Below are 21,042 nucleotides of genomic sequence, written 5' to 3' on the forward strand. Positions count from 1 at the left end.
CTCGGGAGGAATCGCCAGCGTGCCCTATGCCTTGTTCGGCCTCATCACGATGTTGCTGTGGATTTTCTGCATCGTCGACGCCATCACGAGAGATGACGCCTACATCCAGTACCTACCCAAGGTCGTCTGGATTCTGATCATCATCTTCCTTCCCACCTTGGGGTCCGTTCTGTGGCTGGTGGTCGGGCGCGGACAGAACGCGCCCCGCGGTTACGTGGGTCCAACCGGTTACGGCGAATACGAGCGTCCGGGACGCGCCGTTGCGCAGGATCCGGCGGCGGACGAAGCATTCTTGCGTCAGTGCCGCGAGCGGGCGGAAGAGCAGCGTCGAATTGCAAAGCAGCAGCGCCGCGACGGCGACGCTGATCGGATTTGAGTTATCGGTAGGCCGTGAGACGGTCCAGCACGAGCCGAAGCGGCGGCCACGACGATCGGCCGCGACGCGTCACCGCATGGGCGGTGAGGATGACAGGCGGATCGGTCAGCGGCACGACGCGTACGCCTTCGCGGGTCTTGCGTTCGAGTGGCATCAGCCCCACGCCGTAACCACTGAGGATCAAGAGTTCGACCAAGTCGAGACTGTCGATCTGGTGAGTGATCCGAGGGGTGAATCCAGCCAGTGACGCGAGGGTTCGCACAGCGCGCTCGTCGGCTGTGTTTCGTGAGTTCACTATCCATGGTGTGTCTGCGAAGGCGCGGAGATCGATCCCGGATTTCGTGGACTCGTCGGGTGTGCGGGCGTTGTCGGGAACGCATAATCCCCACGGCGTCGACCAGAGCGGTAGTGCTTCGAGTAACGAGCTCGGGGATGCGGGGGCGAGGTTGTAGTCGTACGTCAGCGCGAGGTCCAGGTCATCTCGTTCGAGTAGGGCAAAAGCCTCGGCCGGTTCGTACTCGCAGATCACCACGTCTACCTGTGGATGGCTGTGTTGCAGGCTCAGGGCGACGGGGAGCATCGCGGTTCTGACGGCAGTAGCGAATCCGCCGACTCTCAATGTCCCCTCCGGTTCGGCGGTCGGATCGAGGTCCAGGCGAGCTGCATCCACGGCTGCCAGGATGGTGACGGCATGATCGGCGAGTCGTTGACCGGCAGGTGTGAGGCGAACGCGTCGGCCTTCCGGTTCGATCAATGCAGTACCGGTTTCCGCGGTCAAAGCCGCGAGCTGTTGGGACACTGTCGATGTCGTGAGGTTGTGAGCTTCGGCGACCGCGCGCATGGAACCCAAGCGGGAGAGTTCGAGGAGGAGATGGAGTCGACGGGTTTCCATCGTTCGATCATTCACTAATCGTGAACATAATGTAGGTCAAAATCGCGTGGACACGAACGGTTGGCGTCCCGTTCAATTCAGCTATGGATACGAAAGCGCGGGCCGGAGTGGGCCTGGCTGTTCTGGCGATGTTGTGCGTGCAGCTCGGGCTTGCCGTGTCGGTGGGTCTGATCGATCAGCTCGGAGCAGACGGAGCAGCGTGGATACGTCTCGCCTGGGCGGGCATCATTCTTCTGATCATCGTCAGGCCCCGTTCCTCCGCGTTCACTCGCAAAGCGTTTCTGGCCTGCGTGGTCCTGGGTGTGGTCACCGCCGGCATGACGCTGTTGTTCATGGCGGCCGTCGAGCGTCTTCCTCTGGGAACGGCAAGCGCGCTGGAGTTCTTGGGTCCGCTGACGGTTGCTTTGCTCCGGGGGCGTGGCCGCGTTCTGTGGCCGGTTCTGGCAGGCGTGGGCGTAGTCCTTCTCACTGAACCGTGGGCAGGGACAGTCGATCTGGTCGGTGTGGCGTACGCACTTGGCGCGGCGCTCTGCTGGGCGATGTACATACTGCTCACCCAGCGGGTCGGCGACGAGGTTGCCGGTATCAACGGGCTGGCGGTGTCGATGGCGGTTGCCGGGTTGGCCGCGACAATTGCCGTGGGCCACTCGGCCATTGGGCGGCTGACCCCGCACCTGGTTCTCGTGGGCCTCGGACTTGCGATCTTGCTGCCCGTCGTGCCGTTCGTTCTGGAGATGGTCTCACTGCGGCGGCTGTCGACAGCAGCATTCGGCACGCTGATGAGTCTCGAACCCGCTTTCGCGCAGCTCATCGGTCTTGTTGTGTTGCAACAAGTTCCGAGTGTTCTGGCAGTGGCAGGTATCGCATGCGTCGTCGTCGCGGGGATCGGCGCGGCCCGCGGTGGTGCTCGGGGTGGTGGCGGGAAGCCGGCAGGCCCACCGTCCGATTCCGAGCGAACGTACCTTTCGGCGCCTTCATGAGACCGAGAGTGCCGTTCGCTCAGGGCATGTCAGCTCAGTGCACGGCTGCCGCAGCGATTGCTCCGTCGAACACGTCGGCGACCTCGCCGAGCGAATCGAGGATCGGCTGACCTGATCGTTCGACGCGAGCCCGCACCAGCGAACCCTCGAGTGCGGACACTGCCAGGACGGCAAGCCGTTCCGATCGAGTGCGTTCGACACCGGACTCGATCAGTGAGTCGCGCAGTAGTGAAGTCCACTGTCGGTAGACCGCCTGTCCTGCGCCTGTCACGCTCTCCGAATCGGGGGCAAGTTCCAACAACACCGTCGTGATCGGCGAGCCTTCGTGGAAGTCCGAATCGCTCACCCATCCAGCGAGCAACCGCGCATACTCGCGCAGCAGTGCTCCGGCGTCCGGTTGACTGTCGGCGAGTTCGGTCAGAGTGTCGGTGACCAACTGCCCGCCGACGCGGACGACCTCTTCGCCGATCTGCTCTTTGCCGCCGGGAAAGTAGTGGTAGAGCGAACCTTTCGGGGCGCCACTCGACTTGAGGATCTCGTTGAGTCCCGTAGCCGCATACCCCTGGCGGCGAAACAGATCGGCTGCAGCTCGTACCAGTGCTTTGCGGTGTTTCGGGGGAGTCGCCACGAGTTGGAGCTTAAACACCCCAGCGATCCACCACAATCTATGTAGACTGGTCTACATGGAACATCCGGAGATGCTGGAACAATTGCGCGCAGTCAACGCCTCGGCGGCCTTCAACCGGTGGGCCGGATTCGAAGTGACGGAGGCCGAACCAGGACGTGTCTGCCTGCGGCTCGAATGGCGTGAGGATCTTGGCCAGTACTCGGGACACTTGCACGCTGCGCTTGTGGCGGGACTTATCGACACTGCGTGCGGATTTGCCGCCTTTACACAGGTTGGTGTCGTGGCGGCGTCCAACTGCGCGGTCAATTTCGTGAGCCCGGGAGTCGGAACGGCATTCGTCGCCACGGCACGCTCGGTCAAGGCTGGGCGCAAGCAGGTGTTCGTCACTGCCGAGGTACATGCCGAACGCGAAGGCGAATCCGTGCTCGTCGCGTTCGGCACTACCCTCTTGGTTCCACTCGCCGTTCAGGCTTAGGGAACCTCGGGCAACCTCAGGGAATGAGGATGAACTTCCCGGCGGGATGAGAACTCTGCAACTCGGTGTGAGCGAGTGCGACGTCTGCGAGCGGGAAGGTCTTGGCGATCTTCACGGTGAGGTGTCCGGACCCGGCTTGTTCGACCAGTTCGGAGCGAGCCTTCAAACGTGCTTCGGCACTTGCCGGATTGCCTCCGCCGACAGACGCGAAGCCGTCGGTCTGGGCGCGTCCGAACGCGACGATGGTGACGATACGGCTCTTGTCGGCGACCAATGTCAGAGATGTATCGACGGCTTCGTCAGTTCCGGCGGTGTCGAAAGCGGCGTCGACACCGTTCGGTGCGAGTTCACGAACGCGGGCTTCGAGGCCCTCGCCGTAGAGCACCGGCGTGGCGCCGAGCGAGCGCACGTAGTCCTGATTCGATGCTCCCGCAGTGCCGATCACGGTGGCACCGCGTGCTGCGGCGAGCTGAACCGCAATAGCGCCGACGCCACCGGACGCGCCGTGGATGAGGACGGTGTCCCCGGAGCCGACGCGAATGGTGTCGAGGGCGTCGACTGCAGTTCCGCCGACGAGAAGGAGTCCGGCCGCCTGTTCCCAGCTGATGCCGGCGGGCTTCGCGGTGATCGAGGAGACCGGAACGACTACCTGTTCGGCGTAAAGACCGTTGCCGGGGCTGACGATCACCTCGTCGCCGACTGCAACACCGGTAACGCCGTCGCCGACCGCCGAGACGACGCCCGCTGCCTCGCCGCCGAGGCGGATCGGAAGTTTCTCGGGATCAGTGCCGAAAGCACCGCTGTAGAGCTTGAAGTCGAAGGGATTGACGCCGATCGCTTTCACGTCGACCAGGACTTCGCCTGATTTCGGTGCCGGTAAATCGATGTCCACCAGCTCCAGGACCTCGGGCGTGCCGTACGTCTGCGCTACAACAGTTTTGGTCATGTCTCGCGCAACCGTCCTCGGGGAAGCGATATTCCCCGAGGACGGGAAAAACTCGAGAAGATTCGATCAGCGGATCAGGGTGCCCAGATCGAGCGGCATCGCGATGCCGGTGATGTGATGGGCCTCGTCGGAACCGAGGAACGCGACGGCTGCGGCGATGTCCTCCGGCTGGCTGACCGGGTCTGGCAAGGTCTGCATGAAGATCGGACCGAGGGTGTGAGCGTTGGCGTCGATGAGCGGCCGCATGTCCGTCATCTGCATTCCGGTTTCCACGCCGTGCGGGTGGATGGTGTTGACCCGAATGTTGTACTGCCCCAATTCCGAGGCCATCGTCTTGGCCAGACCGGTGATGCCGTGTTTGCTCGCGACGTAGTGGCCGAGGAAGGGGAGCCCACGCAGGCCGGCGACGGAGCTGGTGAAGATGATCGAGCCACCGGTGCCTTGCTTGATCAGGTGCGGGATCGCTGCCTTGGCGGTGTGGAAGACTCCGGTCAGGTTGACGTCGAGCGTTTCCTGCCACTGCTCGGGCGTGATTTCCCATGACATGTTGGCAGAACAGATTCCGGCGTTCGCGACGACGACGTCGAGGCGCCCCAGTTCGTCGATGCCGGCATCGAGCGCCGCGGACAGCGCAGAGAAGTCGCGGACGTCGGTCTTGGTAGCGACAATTCGACGGTCCAGAGCCTTGACCAGTTCGACTGTCTCGGCCAGGTCGTCTTCGGTGGCGCCGGCGTAAGACGTGGATTCGAATTGAACACACGCGTCGACGGCGATGATGTCTGCGCCCTCTTCTGCCAGCCGGACAGCTTCCGCCCGCCCCTGACCGCGGGCTGCTCCGGTGATGAAGGCAACTTTTCCGGTGTATCGATTGGCAGTCATGCTCAAACCTCCGAATAGTGGTGACGATCTGCTCTTCGGAAGTTAGCGCGACGAAGTTCTTTTCGGGGGTGAATGTCCAGTCAGCGGAAACCGCTCAGCACACCCTGGTCAACAGGGCACATGGTCCGGCGGCGAAGACATCGCGCGCATCTGCGGACGTGACGGGTTGTCCGCTCAGTGCGTCGAGCCATTCGCCTTCGGGAAGGTCGATTCGTGTGTCTCGCCAGCCGTGCGACGAGAGTCCGAGCGAATGTCGCGTCGCCAGAGCAACGACCATGGGCGGATCACCTGCCGGGCCGCGCGAGAAGCCGACCAGATGACCGGATCCGGAACCTGAAGCGAAGATGGGCCGGTACTCACCGTGATCGAACCACGAGGGGTTCTCCCGCCGCAGTGTCAGTGCCGTGCGAACGAGGTGCAACTTTGCGGTTCCTGTTGCGTCGATCGGCGCGGCGCCGGATTCGAGCAGTGATCGCCTCGTTCCGTAGTCGACAACGCGCCGGTTGTCCGGGTCGACCAGCGAGTCCTCCCACAGCTCCGTGCCCTGGTAGACGTCGGGAACTCCGGGCCCGAGGAGTTGGAGCAGCTTTTGGCCCAGAGAGTCCGCCCAGCCGTGACGCGCGATCCGGCCGACGAATTCGCTGACCGAATCAGCGACAGGTCCGTCGATCACCTCGTCGATCCAGCGGTGCACTGCCGACTCGAAGCCGACGTCCGGATCGTTCCAGGAAGTCCTGGCGCCGGACTCGCGGACGGCTTTCTCCGCATAGGCGTGTAAACGCTCGCGCAGCTCTGGAACCGAGGCTGCCGAGCGACCGTCCGCCGGCCACACGCCGATGATGTTCTGCCACAGGAACAATCCGGTAAGCGGATCAGGGCTGGGGCAGACGTTTTCCCAGTCGCGAATCAGCCGGGACCACAGGGTCGGCACCTGAGACACAACACCGATCCGTGCCCGCACGTCCTCGCCGCGTTTGGTGTCGTGAGTGGACAGACTCGTCATCGCCCGCGGCCACCGCTTCGCTCGGTCCGCGTTGTGGAGATGGAATTCGGCGACGGAGACGGCAAGTGATGCCGGGTTGCCGCCGACTTCCTGACGTGAGACCAGTCGCGCCGTCCGATAGAAGAGTCGATCTTCGACGGACTTAGCCATGACGGCGCCGCACACCTGCTGGAAGCGAACCGCCGCTTCACCGCTGTTCACCAGGGATTGCGCCAGCACGTTGAACGCCGCTTCATGCCCGGGCGCCAGTTCGTGCATGTCGCCGACGATGCGAGCGGCCAAACCGGCGAGGGGACTGTAGTCGGATCGATAGACCGGCATCCGAGCGATCGCGACGACAACTGCGTCGTTCAGTTCGGTCTCACTGCAACGACTTCCGGTTTCGCGTCGGATTGCGCGCACGAGTCTGCGAACCTCGGGTGCAAGGTCACCGCGCCCGGTGTCGCGTTTGAACTGACGTTCGGTGTGATGCAACCACGTACTGTCCCCGTCGTCGCCGGTCAGATCTGCGGAGAGTTCGGTCAATTCGAGTTCGGCGGCGGGATCGACGAAAATGCCGCCCAGTTGATTGAGTGCGTCGTATCCGGTGGTGCCGTCGATCGGGAGCAGCGGATCGAGTGGTTCCGTATGGCCGAGGATCTTTTCGATCACGAGCCACTGATCTGGTCCGATCAGTTCCCGCAGGCGCCCCAGATACTCCGCCGGATCGGCGAGTCCGTCCGGGTGATCGATGCGAACGCCGTCGATCAGTCCTTCATCGACCCACGACTTCAATTGCCGATGGCAGAGTTCGAAGACTTTGGGGTCCTCTTGGCGCAGTGCAGCGAGTTCGTTGACGGCAAAGAACCGTCGGTAGTTGATGATTCCGGCGTTCCACGGTACGAGTCGGTACGACTGCCTGGAGTGGACCTCCTGTGGAGATCCGAATTCGGTGCCGGAGGCGACAGGGAAGCGGTGCTCGTAGAACGCGAGAAGTGTTTCCTCACCATCCTTCTCGACAGTCAGTGCGTCGAGATCGTCCTGGCTGCCCAGCACCGGGAGCGAGAGTTTGCCGTTGGCCCCGTTGTCGTCTGCCCAGTCGATGTCGAAGAAGTCCGCGTACTCCGACGACTGCCCGTGCGTGAGAACGTCCCACCACCAAGCATTTTCGCGAGGTTTGGCGACACCGACATGGTTGGGGACCAGATCGACGATCAGGCCCATCCCACGTGATCGAACCGCGCGCGATAACTCCACCAAAGCCTCGCGGCCACCAAGTCCTTCGGACACGGTCGTCGGATCGGTGACGTCGTAGCCGTGCGTCGACCCGGACGTCGCAGTGAGGATGGGGGAGAGATAAAGATGTGAGACCCCCAATGCCTCGAAGTAGTCCACCTGTGCGGCCGCATCACGAAGAGTGAATGCATCCGGTCGCAACTGCAGTCGGTAGGTGCTGGTTATCGGGGCCATGTGCACGTCTCCCTCAGGCGGTTCTGCGAAGTACCGTCAATGCTCGCGCTTTTACATCCAATGTTGTTCCGGCCTTGATCACGGTATCGCTCTCACCAGTGGGGACCGAGGTGTCGAGTACGACGGTCCACTCCGACGCGTAGTCCGCGTTGGGGGTGGAGAATTCGAGGTCTTCGTAGTGAGCGTTGAAACACAGGAGGAACGAATCTCCCGTGACACGCTCGCCGCGGTAGTTCGGTTCCGGGATCGCGTCGCCGTTGAGAAAGACGGCCAACGACTTACCGAAACCGCTGTCCCAGTCGGCCGGAGTCATCTCCTCGCCCGACGGCGTGAGCCAGGCGATGTCTCGGCCCTGATCGCCACTTCGAATGGGTCGGCCCTCGAAGAATCGACGACGCCGGAAGACCGGGTTCTTGGCGCGCAAGGCAATTGCGCGCTTGGTGAACTCGACGAGGTCCGCATTGGTTTCCGCGAGAGTCCAATCCATCCATGACAGTTCCGAATCCTGGCAGTAAACGTTGTTGTTACCCTGCTGAGTTCGGCCCATCTCGTCGCCGTGAGCAAGCATCGGGGTGCCCTGGCTGAGCATCAGCGTAGCCAGGATGTTTCGGCTCTGACGTCCACGCAGTTCGAGGATTTCCGGGTCGTCTGTGGGGCCTTCGACGCCGCAGTTCCAGGATCGGTTGTGCGATTCGCCGTCGTTGTTGTTCTCGCCGTTGGCTTCGTTGTGCTTCTCGTTGTACGAGACGAGGTCGTGCAGGGTGAAACCGTCGTGGGCGATGACAAAATTGATGCTCGCGCCGGGGCGACGTCCGGTCGCCTCGTAGAGATCAGAGGATCCGGTGAGGCGGGAAGCGAACTCGCCCAGCGTTGCCGGCTCACCACGCCAGTAGTCGCGGACGGTATCGCGGTACTTACCGTTCCATTCGGTCCACAGGCCTGGGAAGTTGCCGACCTGGTAACCGCCTTCGCCGACGTCCCACGGTTCGGCGATCAGTTTCACCTGACTGACGATCGGATCCTGTTGCACCAGATCGAAGAAGGCGGAAAGGCGGTCCACGTCGTGCAGTTCACGGGCGAGTGTGGAGGCCAGGTCGAAGCGGAAACCGTCGACATGCATTTCGGTGACCCAGTACCGCAGCGAGTCCATGATCAATTGCAGGGTGTGCGGATGACGGGCATTGAGGCTGTTGCCCGTTCCGGTGTAGTCCATGTAGTGCGCTTCGTCGCCGTCGACCAGTCGGTAGTAGGCGGCGTTGTCGATTCCGCGGAAGCTGATGGTCGGCCCCATGTGGTTGCCCTCGGCAGTGTGGTTGTAGACCACGTCGAGGATCACCTCGATACCCGCCTGGTGGAAACTGCGCACCATTGCCTTGAATTCCGCCACGGCCGCATCGGGTTTGGCGGCCGAGGAGTAGTCGGTATGTGGAGCAAGAAAGCCGAAGGTGTTGTAGCCCCAGTAGTTTCGCAGTCCCTGATCGAGCAGCACCTGGTCGTGCATGAACTGATGGACCGGCATCAGTTCGATCGCCGTGACACCCAGATTGGTGAGGTGCTCGATGATCACCGGATGCGCGAGTCCGGCGTAAGTGCCGCGCAATTCCTCCGGAACTCCGGGGTGCGTCGCGGTCATACCCTTGACGTGCGCTTCGTAGATGACCGTCTCGTGGTACGGACGCTTCGGCGAGCGGTCGGATGCCCAGTCGAAGAACGGATTGATGACGACGGTCGACATCGTGTGACCGAGCGAATCATGCTGGGGGAAAGGGATGGTAGCGGGTTCGTCGACGAGCGGTTCGGGATCGAAGGGTTCTGGGTCGAGGCTCTCGTCCGATTCCTGATCGTCCGTGGGTGACTCGTCTTCGAGGCCCACCTCGCCCGATTCGGCTTCCGAACTCGTTTCGTCGGTGGCTTCTTCCGGCTCCACGGCAGGATTTTCGTCGTCTCCAGCAGGTTCGGGGTCCGCCGCCGACTCGACATCGTACGAGAACAGTGAACGGTCTCCGTCGAAGTCTCCGTCGAACGCTTTTCCGTACGGGTCCAGCAGGAGTTTGCTCGGATCGCAGCGCAGACCTGCAGCCGGATCGTACGGCCCGTGCACGCGGTAGCCGTATCGCTGGCCGGGGGACACGGACGGAAGGTACGCATGCCAGACGTAACCGTCGACCTCGTCCATCCGAATGCGGGTTTCGGTGCCGTCCTTGGCGATCAGGCACAGTTCGACGGCTTCGGCGACCTCGGAGAAGAGCGAGAAATTGGTCCCCGCGCCGTCGTAGGTGGCACCGAGTGGGTACGCACTGCCAGGCCATACCGGGATGGGAGTGGCTGAGGGCGCGCTCGGCGGTTGATCCATGAATCAGACCCTATCGGGTGCAGCCGATCGAATCTTGTCGACTGTCTACGCCGCTGATCACCGTTTCGCCTGGCTGCGGGCGGTTGCAAGCATTCCGGCTGTGATCTGTTCCACCTCCGCGTCCGAACACAGGTACGGAGGCATCGCGTACACCAGGTTGCGGAACGGTCGAAGCCAGACCCCGGCGTCGACGGCCGCATCGGTGGCGCTCTGCATCTCGACCGGCTGCTCGAGTTCGATCACCCCGATTCCGCCTTTGACTCGAACATCCACCACCCCGGGAATTGTGACGGCTTCGGCGAGGCCTCGAGTGAGGCCACGTTCGAGGGTTGCGACGTCACGCCGCCAGTCCATTGCGAGCAGAAGTTCGGTCGACGCGACCGCGACAGCGCACGCGAGTGGATTGCCCATGAAGGTGGGGCCGTGCATCAGTCCGCCGCCCTCGCCGGCAGTGATGGTCTCTGCGATCTCCGTGGTGCACAGCGTTGCCGCCAGACTCATGTACCCGCCGGTCAGTGCCTTGCCGACGCACATGACGTCGGGACTGACGCCGGCATGATCGGCGGCGAACAGTTCACCGGTGCGTCCGAATCCGGTCGCGATCTCGTCGAAGACCAGGAGGACTTGGTATTTGTCGCAGAGGTTACGGAGGTCGATCAGGTATGCCGGGTCGTGAAAACGCATTCCGCCGGCGCCTTGGACTACCGGTTCGACGATCACCGCGGCGAGGTTCTCGTGATGCTCGGCCAGCAGCGTTTCCAACTCCTGCACGTATTCGGGGAGATAGTCCGCCGGGGGAGTCTGCGCGAAGACCTGAGGGCGAAGGACGTCGGTCCAGAGAGAGTGCATGCCGCCGTCGGGGTCGCAGACGCTCATGGGGGTGAATGTGTCGCCGTGATATCCGCCGCGCCAGGTCATCAAACGATTTTTCGACGGTTTTCCGAGGCTCCGCCAGTACTGCAGGCACATCTTGACTGCTACTTCGACGGCCACCGAACCGGAGTCGGAGAGGAACACTTTGTCGAGGTGAGGTGGTGTGATGTCGACGAGTAGTCGCCCGAGGCGAGCGGCGGGTTCGTGCGTCAGTCCGCCGAACATGACATGACTCATCTTGCCCAGCTGCCGTGCAGCAGCAGTGTCGAGCACGGGATTGCGGTATCCGTGAATGGCGGCCCACCACGAGCTCATACCGTCGACCAATCGGCGGCCGTCGGAGAGCGTGAGGGTAGCCCCCTGGGCAGAGTCGACGATCAGCGGACGAGTCGACGCGGGAAATGATCCGTACGGATGCCAGAGGACATCGGCATCGATGGCGGAGACGTCATGGGGATCAAGTCCGGTTGTGAGCACGGATGCACCCTAACCATTGAGTTGAACGGTGTTCAAGTATGGTCGGAAAAGTGAACACCTCGCTGAATTGGCTCACTGCCGTCGAAGCGGACCGTAGGGCCGCTGGACTGCGCCGCGAACTCCGTCCTCGCACGGTCGACTCCCCGTTGATCGACCTGGCGTCGAACGATTACCTCGGACTCGTGCGGCACCCCGACGTGATCGAGGGTGCAACGGCGGCTCTGCGCCGTTGGGGCGCGGGCGCCACGGGTTCGCGTCTGGTCACCGGCACCACCACCGAACACGAACTGCTCGAAGTCGAACTGGCCGAGTTCGTCGGGGCGGACTCCGGACTGGTCTTCTCTTCCGGCTACACAGCCAATCTCGGCGCGGTGACGGCGCTCTCGGGTCCCGGATCGTTGATCGTCTCCGATGCGGGATCGCATGCCTCACTCGTGGATGCCTGCCGCCTGTCACGTGCCCGGGTTGCGGTAGCTCCGCATTCGGACGTGAGCTTTCTCGCCGACACGTTGCGCAGCAGAGTGGAAGAGCGAGCGCTGGTCGTCACGGATTCGGTCTTCAGCGCCGACGGAGACCTCGCGCCGCTGCGGGAGATGCATCAGGTGTGCCGCGAGTACGGGGCGATCCTGCTGGTCGACGAGGCGCATGGCATCGGTGTGCGCGGTGCCGGTGGACGTGGACTCGTCCACGAGTCGGGCCTGGCGGGTGAACCTGACGTCGTCGTGACGGCAACGCTGTCCAAGTCGCTCGCCAGCCAGGGCGGAGTTGTACTCGGCGACAACAAGATTCGCGCGCATCTCATCGACGCGGCAAGAACGTTCATCTTCGACACCGGTCTCGCTCCCGCCGCTGTCGGGGCGGCCAGAGCTGCACTCGCCGTACTCCAGCGCGAGCCGACGCGAGCGCTCGACGTCCTGGCCCGGGCATCCGAACTCGCCGACGTCACCGGTGCACCGTCGCCTGAATCTGCTGTCGTCTCGGTCGTTCTCGGCGATCCGCAACGGGCGTTCGATGCCGCGTCGGCGTGCCGGGATCAGGGGTTGCATGTCGGTTGCTTCCGCCCGCCGTCGGTTCCGGAAGGAACGTCACGGCTGCGTCTGACCGCACGAGCGACGCTGTCCGCATCCGAGATGGAGCAGATCGCTCTCGTACTGCGCGACGTCTTGGCCGGTGCCCGAGCATGAGCATTTTCCTGGTGACCGGAACGTCGACCGACGTCGGAAAAACAGTGGTGACAGCCGCATTGGCATCGGTGGCCTTGCAGTCGGGCAAGTCGGTTGCAGTGCTCAAACCGGCCCAGACCGGCGTCGACGTGGACGGTGCGGGTGATCTGGCCGAGATCGAGCGTCTGACCGGTGGCGGCGTGACGCTGGTCGAGTTGGCGCGGTATCCCGAACCTTTGGCGCCGGATACTGCTGCCCGTCGAAGTGGTCTCCCGTTGTTGGCGCTCGACGACGTAGTCCGAGTCGCTCGCGACCTGGACACCACCCACGACTTGACCCTGATCGAAGGTGCCGGCGGCTTGTTGGTTCGGTTGGGGGTGGACGGGTTCACCGCGCGCGATCTCGCCGCAGCTCTGGCAGCACCGGTAGTGCTGGTGGTTGCGTCCGGCCTGGGCACGCTCAATCACACCGCTCTGACCGTGGAAGCGCTGGGTGCATCCGGTGTGGAATGCGCCGGGTTGGTGATCGGTTCGTGGCCGCAGGAACCGGACCTCGCCGAGAGATGCAATCGCGAGGATCTTGTCTCGGTCAGTGGTGTTCCCCTTCTCGGGTTGATGCCTGCGGGAAGTGGCAGCGAGAGTGTCCAAGAGTTTGCTCAGACCGCTTGGGGCGCGCTCGGTAAATCTCCTTTGGCCATCTGACGCCGTAACATCCGATTTGTCTGCATCGATAGCCAAGGCACAGTAGGGCGAATTGTGAGTAGGTCAGCCGAATGTAGGTGGTGAGCACGGTCGAAAAGTCGTTGTCGTCATCGGCCGTACGTCGCACACTGCTTATCGGCGTAGTCGTCTTCGCCTCGTGCCTGGTCGGAATTCTGAGCCGCCTACCGGGCACGCTTGCTGTCTTCTGGCCGGCCAATGCGCTGCTTCTCGGGATTCTCTTTCGATCGCCGCGCTCGGCCACACCGCTCACCTGGATCTGCGCTGCAGCCGGCTACGTTGGAGCCGACCTCATCACGGGCGGGGCGTGGGAGTCCACGGTGTGGCTCAACGCGGCCAACATCGTCGGTGTTGCGAGTGGCTTTTACGCCTTCCGCTGGGTGGGCGGCGACGATCGTCGACTGACCAGTATTCAGTCCGTCGGCTATCTCGTGTCGATGACTGTCGTGGCCGCGTCGATGGCGGCGCTCGTGGGCGGAATCGCGAACCGCGTGCTGTTCGGCGGGCAGTGGTGGGACGGCTGGTTGCTCTGGTTCTCGAGTGAGTTCGTCAACTACATGACCATCGTCCCGTTGGTGCTGAGTTTCCCTTCGCTTCGGCGGGTGGATCGAGACCCGAAAGCTGTTGCCACACTTCTGCGTCGATCAGTTGTTCCGACAGCGCTGCTGGCCATCTGCATCATCTTGGAGTGGGTGATCGGCGGCGCCGGAGCGATCGCGTTTGCCATGCCGGCGCTGGTGACTGCCGCTTTGCTCACCAATGTCTTTGTCACGTCGGTGCTCACCGCCGCATCAACTGCCTGGACGTTGGTACTGACGGCCGACGGGCATCTCGGATTGTCCAGCGAAGGCGTCTCGCCCGTCAGTGCGTCCGTCCAGATCGGATTGTCGTTGCTGGCGGTAGCGCCGATCGCGGTGGCGTGTGTGATCCTCGAGCGCCGCCGCGCGCTCGAGGCACTCACACAGGCCGTCACCCACGACGATCTCACCGGTGCGTTGCGCCGGGACGAGTTCTTGCGGCGAGGCGGCAGCGTGACGGGTGCGCCCGATCCGCGTCGCCACTCTGGTCGTCCGGTGAGCGTTCTGATGATGGATCTGGATCACTTCAAGATGGTGAACGACAACCTCGGTCATCGCGCCGGCGATACCGCGTTGGTGAGTTTTGCCGATCAGGTGCGGCGGAACCTCGATGACAAGCATCTCTTCGCCCGGTTGGGCGGTGAGGAGTTCGTCGTACTGATGGCCGGCGTCGATCTCGAGGGTGCGACCGAAACGGCCGAGATGATTCGACGCGCACAAGCGGAGAATTCGTCGGCGGTGTTGGGTGAACTCGGGCCGACGGTCAGCATCGGCGTCGCATGTTCACCCCACGGCGACGCAGACCTGACGCAATTGGTCGATTGCGCCGACGAGGCGTTGTACCGAGCGAAGAAGCTGGACCGGAATCGAACCGTGGCGCTCACGGTCGGTAGCTGAAGAAACACGTGCGGACCCGCATTCTTGCGGGTCCGCACGTGTTGGTGGAATCCAGCGAATCAGAACAGATTGATCAGGGCAGGAATACTGAACAGCGCCACGTAGTAACCCATGAACAGAACACCGCCGTGAATCTTGAACAGGCGCCCGAGAAGGCCACCGACCAGGCCGACCGTCACGGTGATCAGAAGCCCGAGGATGCCGCCCTCCCAGATGCTGATGACCACAACCAGTCCCGTGAACACCGCGATCACAGCTTCGTGACTGATGTGCTTGACCACCGCTGACGCAGCGCGGTACGCGTAGTTCATGGCAAACGGGTACGCGATGACCGTTGCCGTGACCACTGCGAGCAGTCCGTAGAGCAGGAACTCCCACTGCGTCAGGTACGTGGAGAGATTGTTGATCACTCCGGTTTCCTGATTGGTCTCGAAGACCGGCGGAGCGTTGAACAGTGGGGCCGCGGGACCTGCTGCCAGCGGGCTGAGCGGAAGGCCGAAGGCCACGAGAGGGATGAGGGTTTCCGCGATGTAGGTGGATTCCGTCGTACCGTTCTTTGCCGAGACCATGGTGGTCAGTCGGTGATAGCCGTTCTTGATCCGCGCACCTACCAGCTCACCCATCAGAACTGTCATGGCGACAGGGCTGAAAACGAATGTTGCGCTCGACACCGTGGAAGCGGCTGCGGTGTAACCGATCTGCTTGCGATCGAGGACCTTCAGAGGATTGGGGAAGTATCCCTTCCATCCTTTGATGTCCGGGGCCAGTGCGACGGTCTTGGGTTCGCTGCGTTCCATGTCCTTGCGGCTCGACGGCCCCAGGGTCAGCGCGAGGTCGGCGATCAGCGGCCCGACCGCAATGGCCAGGAAGTAGCTGATGTTCAGCGACACATCGTAATTCGACGTCAACGCGCGGGCACCGAGGATCAAGATGACAAACGGAACGAGGGCGACCACCCCGGCCCAGCGGCCTGGTGAGGCGTAGGCGATGCCGATGGCGGCGACCAGGAACAGCCACGGTGCGATCGACTGAACGGTGTCGGCGAACGGCGCGAGGATGGTCGCGAACAGAACGGCAACCGGCACGGCGACGAACGCCGAGATCACTGCTCCCGAGATCGCCTTGCGGAGTGCGATGTGCGGGATGCCGAGTGAGCGCATCATCTGCGCTTCCGGCAAGAGCGGAATCGCCATCGTGTCGCCGGGAATGCCCAGCAGCATCGTCGGCACCGCATGCGTCATGTGTTTGGCGATCGCACCGGAGAGGAAGAACGTGAAGACTGCCGCCGGGGGAGCGCCGAGCAGAATCACGAGCAGAGTCAGCGGTGCGATGGTGGCGGTCTCGTCTGTGCCGGAGATCAATCCGATGAACGTGAACGCGACAGCACCGATGATGCCGAAGAGAACGGCGATGAGAATTTCGTTGGTCAGAACCGAACTCATGCGCGCCCACCCCCCTTCGGCGGGTTCGAGGGCGATGTCTTCGAGGCCTGTGCGTGCTCGGCCTCGGCAGCGGCGAAGTGGTCGTACAGACCTAGTTCGCGAAGTTCCTGTCGGCTCTGCTCCGGAATGTCGGCGAGAGTGCCCAGACCCTGACGCTGCTCACTCATCGTCGTGATGACACCGTCGATCGACTCCGCGTCGGCGGCGGCCAAGGCGACTATCCGCTTCGGCTTGATGAAGATTCCGCAGACGACGCCGGCGAGCAGGCAGGCAGCGATACCGACCAGCAGGCTGTACGCCTGGGCCAACGACGGTTCGTTGACGACCCGTTCGAACAGAGACTGGGCCGCAAGCAGAGCCGAGGCGCCCACGACACTGCCGACTGCGACGGAGATCGCGAGGTGTCGACCGTTGACAGTGTCGCCCCAGACTTCGAGGTATGTCTGCTGATCGGTCGGCGCGGTTGTGGTGGTCGGCGTCGTTGCCGACTGCGGTGGTGACATCAGTCTTCTCCAGTGTCATGCATGGCAGGGGGTCGTACAGGGAGGGGCTTGCTTGCGAGTGTCAGGTACGTGCTGCGCGGAGGGCGGTGACGACTCGGGACGGACTCGAGTGTCCGATCTGTTCGGCCATCCAACTACTTGTGTCGGTAAGGGAATCCAGGTCGATGCCGGTGTCGATCCCGAGGCCGTGGAGCATCCACACCAGATCCTCGGTGGCGAGATTCCCGGTCGCGCCCTTGGCGTACGGGCACCGTCCGAGACCACCTGCGGAACTGTCGAATTCGGATACTCCAGCGGTCAACGACGCATAGACGTTCGACAGCGCCTGGCCGTAGGTGTCGTGAAAGTGCATGGCGATCTGCGATGTGGGGATGCCACGTTCTCGGAGGGCGTCGAGTAAGGCGAGCACATGGCCAGGTGTGCCGACGCCGATGGTGTCGCCGAGTGAGAGTGACGTGACACCGCTGTCGACCAGGGTCTTCGCGATGTCGGCGACACGTTCGACGGGCACAGTGCCTTCCCAAGGGTCGCCGAAGCACATCGAGATGTAGCCGCGGACGGGAAGTCCCAGAGCTCTTGCGGCGGCAGTGACCTCGGTGGCCGCGGCTATAGCGCCGTCTACCGTCGAGTTGAGGTTTCGTTTAGCGAATTCCTCTGTAGCGCTGACGAATACTGCAACTTCGCGCGCTCCGGCGGCAACGGCCCGCTCGAGACCCTTGCGGTTCGGGACAAGAACGACCGTACGTACCGAGTCCGGCAGGTGCAGCCGATCCATCAATTCTTCCGCGTCCGCGAGTTGCGGGATCCATCGAGGTGAGACGAAGCTCGTCAATTCGACAGTGCGGGAACCGGCCGCGACGAGGCGTTCGATGAACTGGGCTTTCGTCTCGGTCGGGATCACCGCCGTCTCTGCTTGAAGTCCGTCGCGTGGCCCGACTTCGTAGATCCGGACCGAGGTCGGTAGTCCCGGCGCCGGCACTCGATGAGGCGCCGGCTTCCACACTGGTGATCCTGCAACTGTTTCGGTCATTGTCGTCAGTTTCCGCCGCGGATCTCGGTGAGAACCTTCTCGGCATGTTCGACGCGAATGCTCTTGTCCGCGATCAGGCGTGCGACCACGGCGTCGATCTCGCTCTTCTGCGCTCCGGCGGTGGCAGCGATGTTGCGGGCGTGCAGTCCCATGTGTCCGCGTTGGACACCTTCACTGGCCAGAACGCGGACAGCGGCCAGGTTCTGCGCCAGACCGACTGCCAGGATGATGCCGGCGAGTTCCTCGGCGCTCTCGACGCCGAGCATCTTGATTGCGGCCTGCGCTACGGGGTGCACTTTGGTGGCCCCGCCGACGAGGCCGACCGGCATGGGCAGCTCGAGGGTGCCGACGATGTTTCCGTCGGCATTCTTCTCGAAATGCGAGAGCGAGGAGTAGATTCCGTCGGCGTTGACTGCATGGGAGTGGCATCCGGCTTCGACTGCGCGCGTGTCATTTCCGGTAGCCAGCACTACGGCGCTGATGCCGTTCATGATGCCCTTGTTGTGCGTCGCGGCGCGGTAGGGATCCAGCTCCGCCAAGCGCGCGGCATGGATCAGGTTGTCCACAACCTCTGCGCCGCCGATCAATTCGGCGTCGAACACGGCGCGCACGCGCGACAGCCGCAGATCGGCCTTGTTGGTGAGAATGCGCAGGACGACGTGTCCGCCGCCGATCTCGGCGACTCGATCCGCGATTGCCTCGGCCATCGTGTTGACGGCGTTGGCGCCCATGGCATCTCGTACGTCGACATGAAGATGGAGGACCACGTAGGTGGCCTTGTCCGAAGGAACGATGCGAACCGAAATGTCCTTCACACCACCGCCGACGCTGACCAACTTCGGGTCCTGCTCGTTGGCGAGTGCAATGATTTCCTCGCGAGCCTCGAGGAGTCGGATTCGGGCGGCCGCCGGATCCACGACGTCGACGAGTTGTATCTGGGCCTGCATGATCGGCGGGGTGCTCGAGACGTGAAAGCCGCCGAGTCCGCGTGCGATGCGGGCAGCGTTACTCGCGGCTGCGACTACCGACGGCTCCTCGGTGGCGAGAGGGATCAGGTAGTCCGTGCCGTTGATCGTGAAGTTGGTGGCGACGCCGACCGGGATGCCGATGACACCGACTACGTTCTCGACCATGCGATCGGCCTGATCGATGGTGAGACCGTCGGCAGCGTCGTAGACCGCGATGTCTGCTTCGGTCAGGTCCGTCTGGCGGACGATCTCGGCGCGCCGTGCGGCGACATCGTAGGACCGGAAATTGGCGATACGGCTATTGATAGACCGGCTGTTGATTGACACGGGGGATGGTCCTCCTGAAGTGATTCTGTGCTCCGCTTCACAGTAGGGAGGGTGATGGCTGCCAGGCCACGTGCTCAGGGCACATCGATCGGTCGAAATTGTAGTGTCATGCACCACCGTCTTTGTCGACGGTCTCACCCCCGGCCTCTTCGGCGCCCACTTGCCGAAGCTCGTCGAGCCTCGTCGCCATGGACACCCGAAAGAAGTTCTCGTCTTCACGCCACGAGTGACCGAGGAGCGTGCGGATGCGCTCGAGACGCTGAATGACGGTGTTCGGGTGATAGTTGAGGGCGCGGGCAGCCTTGGTCGGGCTTCCTTCGTTGCGCACGAGGGCGCGCAGGGTCGCAGTGAGATCGGTGTCCTTGTCGCGGTCGTAGGCGAGTACCGGGCCGATCACGTCGTCGATGAACTGATGAAGTGATTCCGGATTTTCGCCGAACAGAACGGTGTACGGCAGATACGACGCCGTCGTGACCGCGCCGTCGGTCTTGCCCAACGCCGAGAGCAGGCGAGCAGTACGCAGGGCAGAGGTGAAGCGCGCCGGGAGGTCTTCGGGACGCTCCGCCGTTGCCGGCGCAATCACCACGGCGTGAGGTCCCACCGAACCGGTGATCTGGCGGTGAACGACGGTTGCCGCGGCTGCCGGGTTCCCCGAGCGCGAGACCACCGCGATCAATCCGGCGTGCTGCGACGCCAAAGCCCCGACCGGCAAACTCTGCCCGATTGCGCGGAGCGCAGCGGTGCGGAGTTCCGGAGCAACCGACACCACGAGGACGGTATCGAGTTCGCCGAGGGAGATGCCGAGGTTGCGGGTCCGACGTTCGAGATCGCGCCTGCGCTCGGGCGCAGTGCTCAACAGATCGGCGACCAGTTCGTCACGTGCGCGCCGATCCGCTGCTGCCGCCGCCGTGTGTTGCAACACGAGGATCGCAGTAACCTGAGCGGCCCGTTCCACGGTCCTGAGTTCGACAGGTCCGATCGGCGCGTCCGAACGATTCAGCAAGATGGCCCCGAGGAATGATTCGCCGGCGGTGATGGCGCTGACGAGTTGGATCACGGTTTCACTGTCATCGGCGACAAACGTGCATCGGCCGCTTCGGCGACTCTGGTCGATGGCCTCGGACACGGCGCGAGGTAGAGACAACGGCACCGTCGTGATCTGCTCGCCCGAGGATTTGACCAGAGGGCGTAGCTCACTGTCGACCACGACGGTGCCGCGCTCGAGTGCGCTGCTGAGGGTTCGTGCAACCTGGGCGTATCCGCCGCCACGGAGAACGGCGTGGATCAGATCCTGGTGGACGATGTTCGACTTGTCGCGCGCGGACACGTGCTCCCGCAGTTCGTCGAGTGCTCGCCCGGTCTCGGCGGCGGATTCCTCGGCGCGGTCGAGTGCCCGCGCTGTTTGCAGGACCACCGAGGCATGATCCGCCAGCGCCGAGAGCAGGGCTATCTGATCGGCAGTAAATCGTCGTTCCCGGCGGTCGGCGGCAAACAGGACTCCGAGGATCTGGCCGTCCGAGAGCATCGGCACGCCGAGAATCGCCACCAGACCTTCGGCGACTATCGCGGCGTCGACCACCTCGTCGTGACGCGAATGCGTGTAGTCGCTGTAGTTCTGAACCCATTGGGCTGCTCGAGATTCGGCAATCGCACTGACCAGTCCCGCGCCGGCGGGAACCTGTAGATGCTGTAGTTCCGGCGAGACGGCGCCTGCTGTCTTTCGAACATTCAGATCTCTGGTGACCACATCGAACTCGGAGAGGTACGTGACGTCGGTGCCCATGATGTCGTGTGCTCGGTTGACGAGTCGCTGGAGCAGAGTGTCCACGTCGCGAACTTGCGCGAGTTCACGCGCACTCGAGTAGAGGACCGCCAATTCGTTCTCGCGACGGCGCAGTCGGCGAAATTCCGACCGACTGGCCCGGATGCGGGCCGCGGTCTGCGTGATCTCCGTTGCGCCGAGGCCGAATTCGGAAAGTACCTGTTCGACATGTTCGTCACCGACGGAGTCGGACGTCACGTCGAACAGCGCGGCAATCTCGTTGGGTTCTGAGTCGGAGTCTGAATCAGGGGCGGTCACACCG

Annotated in this window: 18 protein-coding genes; 6 read left to right on the forward strand and 12 right to left on the reverse strand. The window is 63.1% G+C overall.

Features of this window, described 5'->3' with window-relative positions:
• Window positions 1–19: 19 nt before the first annotated feature.
• Window positions 20–376: a PLD nuclease N-terminal domain-containing protein gene (locus RE4_RS16185; protein ID WP_019748838.1), complete on the forward strand. Its 357-nt coding sequence runs from the start codon at window positions 20–22 to the stop codon at window positions 374–376.
• A gap of 1 nt (window position 377) precedes the next feature.
• Here RE4_RS16185 and RE4_RS16190 read toward each other — a convergent pair whose 3' ends face one another.
• Complete coding sequence (locus RE4_RS16190; RefSeq protein ID WP_021333706.1) at window positions 378–1,268, reverse strand: LysR family transcriptional regulator; 891 nt, start codon at window positions 1,266–1,268, stop codon at window positions 378–380.
• An 83-nt stretch (window positions 1,269–1,351) separates the two neighbouring features.
• Between RE4_RS16190 and RE4_RS16195 the strand changes: the two genes are divergently transcribed.
• The gene (locus tag RE4_RS16195; protein ID WP_060938917.1) at window positions 1,352–2,248 is read left to right on the forward strand and encodes an EamA family transporter; all 897 of its coding nucleotides are present in this window, start codon (window positions 1,352–1,354) and stop codon (window positions 2,246–2,248) included.
• A gap of 34 nt (window positions 2,249–2,282) precedes the next feature.
• Here the strand turns inward: RE4_RS16195 and RE4_RS16200 are convergent, their stop codons facing one another.
• Window positions 2,283–2,876: a TetR/AcrR family transcriptional regulator gene (locus tag RE4_RS16200; RefSeq protein ID WP_060938918.1), complete on the reverse strand. Its 594-nt coding sequence runs from the start codon at window positions 2,874–2,876 to the stop codon at window positions 2,283–2,285.
• Between the two features lie 55 nt (window positions 2,877–2,931).
• Here RE4_RS16200 and RE4_RS16205 point away from each other — a divergent pair, with 55 nt between their 5' ends.
• Window positions 2,932–3,351: a PaaI family thioesterase gene (locus RE4_RS16205; RefSeq protein ID WP_238076796.1), complete on the forward strand. Its 420-nt coding sequence runs from the start codon at window positions 2,932–2,934 to the stop codon at window positions 3,349–3,351.
• A 16-nt stretch (window positions 3,352–3,367) separates the two neighbouring features.
• Here RE4_RS16205 and RE4_RS16210 read toward each other — a convergent pair whose 3' ends face one another.
• From RE4_RS16210 to RE4_RS16230, 5 genes are all read right to left on the reverse strand, one after another.
• Entirely contained in the window at window positions 3,368–4,297 is a 930-nt protein-coding gene (locus RE4_RS16210) for an NADP-dependent oxidoreductase (protein WP_060938919.1), read from the reverse strand.
• 66 nt (window positions 4,298–4,363) lie between these two features.
• Window positions 4,364–5,176 (reverse strand): mycofactocin-coupled SDR family oxidoreductase, encoded by an 813-nt coding sequence (locus tag RE4_RS16215; RefSeq protein WP_019748832.1) that lies wholly within the window; start codon window positions 5,174–5,176, stop codon window positions 4,364–4,366.
• Between the two features lie 94 nt (window positions 5,177–5,270).
• On the reverse strand, window positions 5,271–7,628 hold the full coding sequence (gene treY, locus RE4_RS16220) for a malto-oligosyltrehalose synthase (RefSeq protein WP_060938920.1): 2,358 nt from the start codon (window positions 7,626–7,628) through the stop codon (window positions 5,271–5,273).
• Window positions 7,629–7,641: 13 nt separating this feature from the next.
• On the reverse strand, window positions 7,642–9,981 hold the full coding sequence (glgX, locus tag RE4_RS16225; protein ID WP_060938921.1) for a glycogen debranching protein GlgX: 2,340 nt from the start codon (window positions 9,979–9,981) through the stop codon (window positions 7,642–7,644).
• A 57-nt stretch (window positions 9,982–10,038) separates the two neighbouring features.
• A complete protein-coding gene (locus RE4_RS16230; protein ID WP_060938922.1) occupies window positions 10,039–11,331 on the reverse strand; it encodes an adenosylmethionine--8-amino-7-oxononanoate transaminase in 1,293 nt (430 codons plus the stop codon).
• A gap of 38 nt (window positions 11,332–11,369) precedes the next feature.
• Between RE4_RS16230 and RE4_RS16235 the strand changes: the two genes are divergently transcribed.
• From RE4_RS16235 to RE4_RS16245, 3 genes are all read left to right on the forward strand, one after another.
• The gene (locus RE4_RS16235) at window positions 11,370–12,515 is read left to right on the forward strand and encodes an 8-amino-7-oxononanoate synthase (RefSeq protein WP_019748828.1); all 1,146 of its coding nucleotides are present in this window, start codon (window positions 11,370–11,372) and stop codon (window positions 12,513–12,515) included.
• Complete coding sequence (gene bioD, locus RE4_RS16240) at window positions 12,512–13,195, forward strand: dethiobiotin synthase (protein WP_020908046.1); 684 nt, start codon at window positions 12,512–12,514, stop codon at window positions 13,193–13,195. Before RE4_RS16235 ends, bioD begins: the two co-directional genes overlap by 4 nt.
• An 80-nt stretch (window positions 13,196–13,275) precedes the next feature.
• The gene (locus RE4_RS16245; RefSeq protein WP_238076814.1) at window positions 13,276–14,688 is read left to right on the forward strand and encodes a GGDEF domain-containing protein; all 1,413 of its coding nucleotides are present in this window, start codon (window positions 13,276–13,278) and stop codon (window positions 14,686–14,688) included.
• A 59-nt stretch (window positions 14,689–14,747) separates the two neighbouring features.
• On the opposite strand, the gene RE4_RS16250 is transcribed toward RE4_RS16245, so the two are convergent.
• The 5 genes from RE4_RS16250 to RE4_RS16270 form a co-directional block, all read right to left on the reverse strand.
• Window positions 14,748–16,130, reverse strand: coding sequence for a tripartite tricarboxylate transporter permease (locus RE4_RS16250; RefSeq protein ID WP_060938924.1), 1,383 nt, complete (start codon window positions 16,128–16,130; stop codon window positions 14,748–14,750).
• Window positions 16,127–16,633, reverse strand: a complete 507-nt coding sequence (locus tag RE4_RS16255; RefSeq protein ID WP_060938925.1) for a hypothetical protein — start codon at window positions 16,631–16,633, stop codon at window positions 16,127–16,129. Before RE4_RS16255 ends, RE4_RS16250 begins: the two co-directional genes overlap by 4 nt.
• 61 nt (window positions 16,634–16,694) lie before the next feature.
• On the reverse strand, window positions 16,695–17,663 hold the full coding sequence (locus RE4_RS16260; protein WP_080910802.1) for a hydroxymethylglutaryl-CoA lyase: 969 nt from the start codon (window positions 17,661–17,663) through the stop codon (window positions 16,695–16,697).
• Between the two features lie 5 nt (window positions 17,664–17,668).
• Window positions 17,669–18,958: a hydroxymethylglutaryl-CoA reductase, degradative gene (locus RE4_RS16265; RefSeq protein WP_081098377.1), complete on the reverse strand. Its 1,290-nt coding sequence runs from the start codon at window positions 18,956–18,958 to the stop codon at window positions 17,669–17,671.
• A 106-nt stretch (window positions 18,959–19,064) separates the two neighbouring features.
• Window positions 19,065–21,038 (reverse strand): helix-turn-helix domain-containing protein, encoded by a 1,974-nt coding sequence (locus RE4_RS16270; RefSeq protein WP_060938944.1) that lies wholly within the window; start codon window positions 21,036–21,038, stop codon window positions 19,065–19,067.
• Between the last annotated feature and the right edge of the window lie 4 nt (window positions 21,039–21,042).

It is taken from the genome of Rhodococcus erythropolis NBRC 15567, from assembly GCF_001552595.1.
Lineage (GTDB): Bacteria > Actinomycetota > Actinomycetes > Mycobacteriales > Mycobacteriaceae > Rhodococcus_F > Rhodococcus_F erythropolis.

What these genes read in the sequence shown, in the direction of transcription:
- RE4_RS16235 (WP_019748828.1), top strand. Translation starts at nt 11,370, where the DNA reads ATGGTCGGAAAAGTGAACACCTCGCTGAATTGGCTCACTGCCGTCGAA.
- RE4_RS16215 (WP_019748832.1), bottom strand. Translation starts at nt 5,176, where the DNA reads ATGACTGCCAATCGATACACCGGAAAAGTTGCCTTCATCACCGGAGCA.
- RE4_RS16205 (WP_238076796.1), top strand. Translation starts at nt 2,932, where the DNA reads ATGGAACATCCGGAGATGCTGGAACAATTGCGCGCAGTCAACGCCTCG.
- RE4_RS16210 (WP_060938919.1), bottom strand. Translation starts at nt 4,297, where the DNA reads ATGACCAAAACTGTTGTAGCGCAGACGTACGGCACGCCCGAGGTCCTG.
- glgX (WP_060938921.1), bottom strand. Translation starts at nt 9,981, where the DNA reads ATGGATCAACCGCCGAGCGCGCCCTCAGCCACTCCCATCCCGGTATGG.
- bioD (WP_020908046.1), top strand. Translation starts at nt 12,512, where the DNA reads ATGAGCATTTTCCTGGTGACCGGAACGTCGACCGACGTCGGAAAAACA.
- RE4_RS16190 (WP_021333706.1), bottom strand. Translation starts at nt 1,268, where the DNA reads ATGGAAACCCGTCGACTCCATCTCCTCCTCGAACTCTCCCGCTTGGGT.
- RE4_RS16260 (WP_080910802.1), bottom strand. Translation starts at nt 17,663, where the DNA reads ATGACCGAAACAGTTGCAGGATCACCAGTGTGGAAGCCGGCGCCTCAT.
- RE4_RS16255 (WP_060938925.1), bottom strand. Translation starts at nt 16,633, where the DNA reads ATGTCACCACCGCAGTCGGCAACGACGCCGACCACCACAACCGCGCCG.
- RE4_RS16195 (WP_060938917.1), top strand. Translation starts at nt 1,352, where the DNA reads ATGGATACGAAAGCGCGGGCCGGAGTGGGCCTGGCTGTTCTGGCGATG.
- RE4_RS16250 (WP_060938924.1), bottom strand. Translation starts at nt 16,130, where the DNA reads ATGAGTTCGGTTCTGACCAACGAAATTCTCATCGCCGTTCTCTTCGGC.
- treY (WP_060938920.1), bottom strand. Translation starts at nt 7,628, where the DNA reads ATGGCCCCGATAACCAGCACCTACCGACTGCAGTTGCGACCGGATGCA.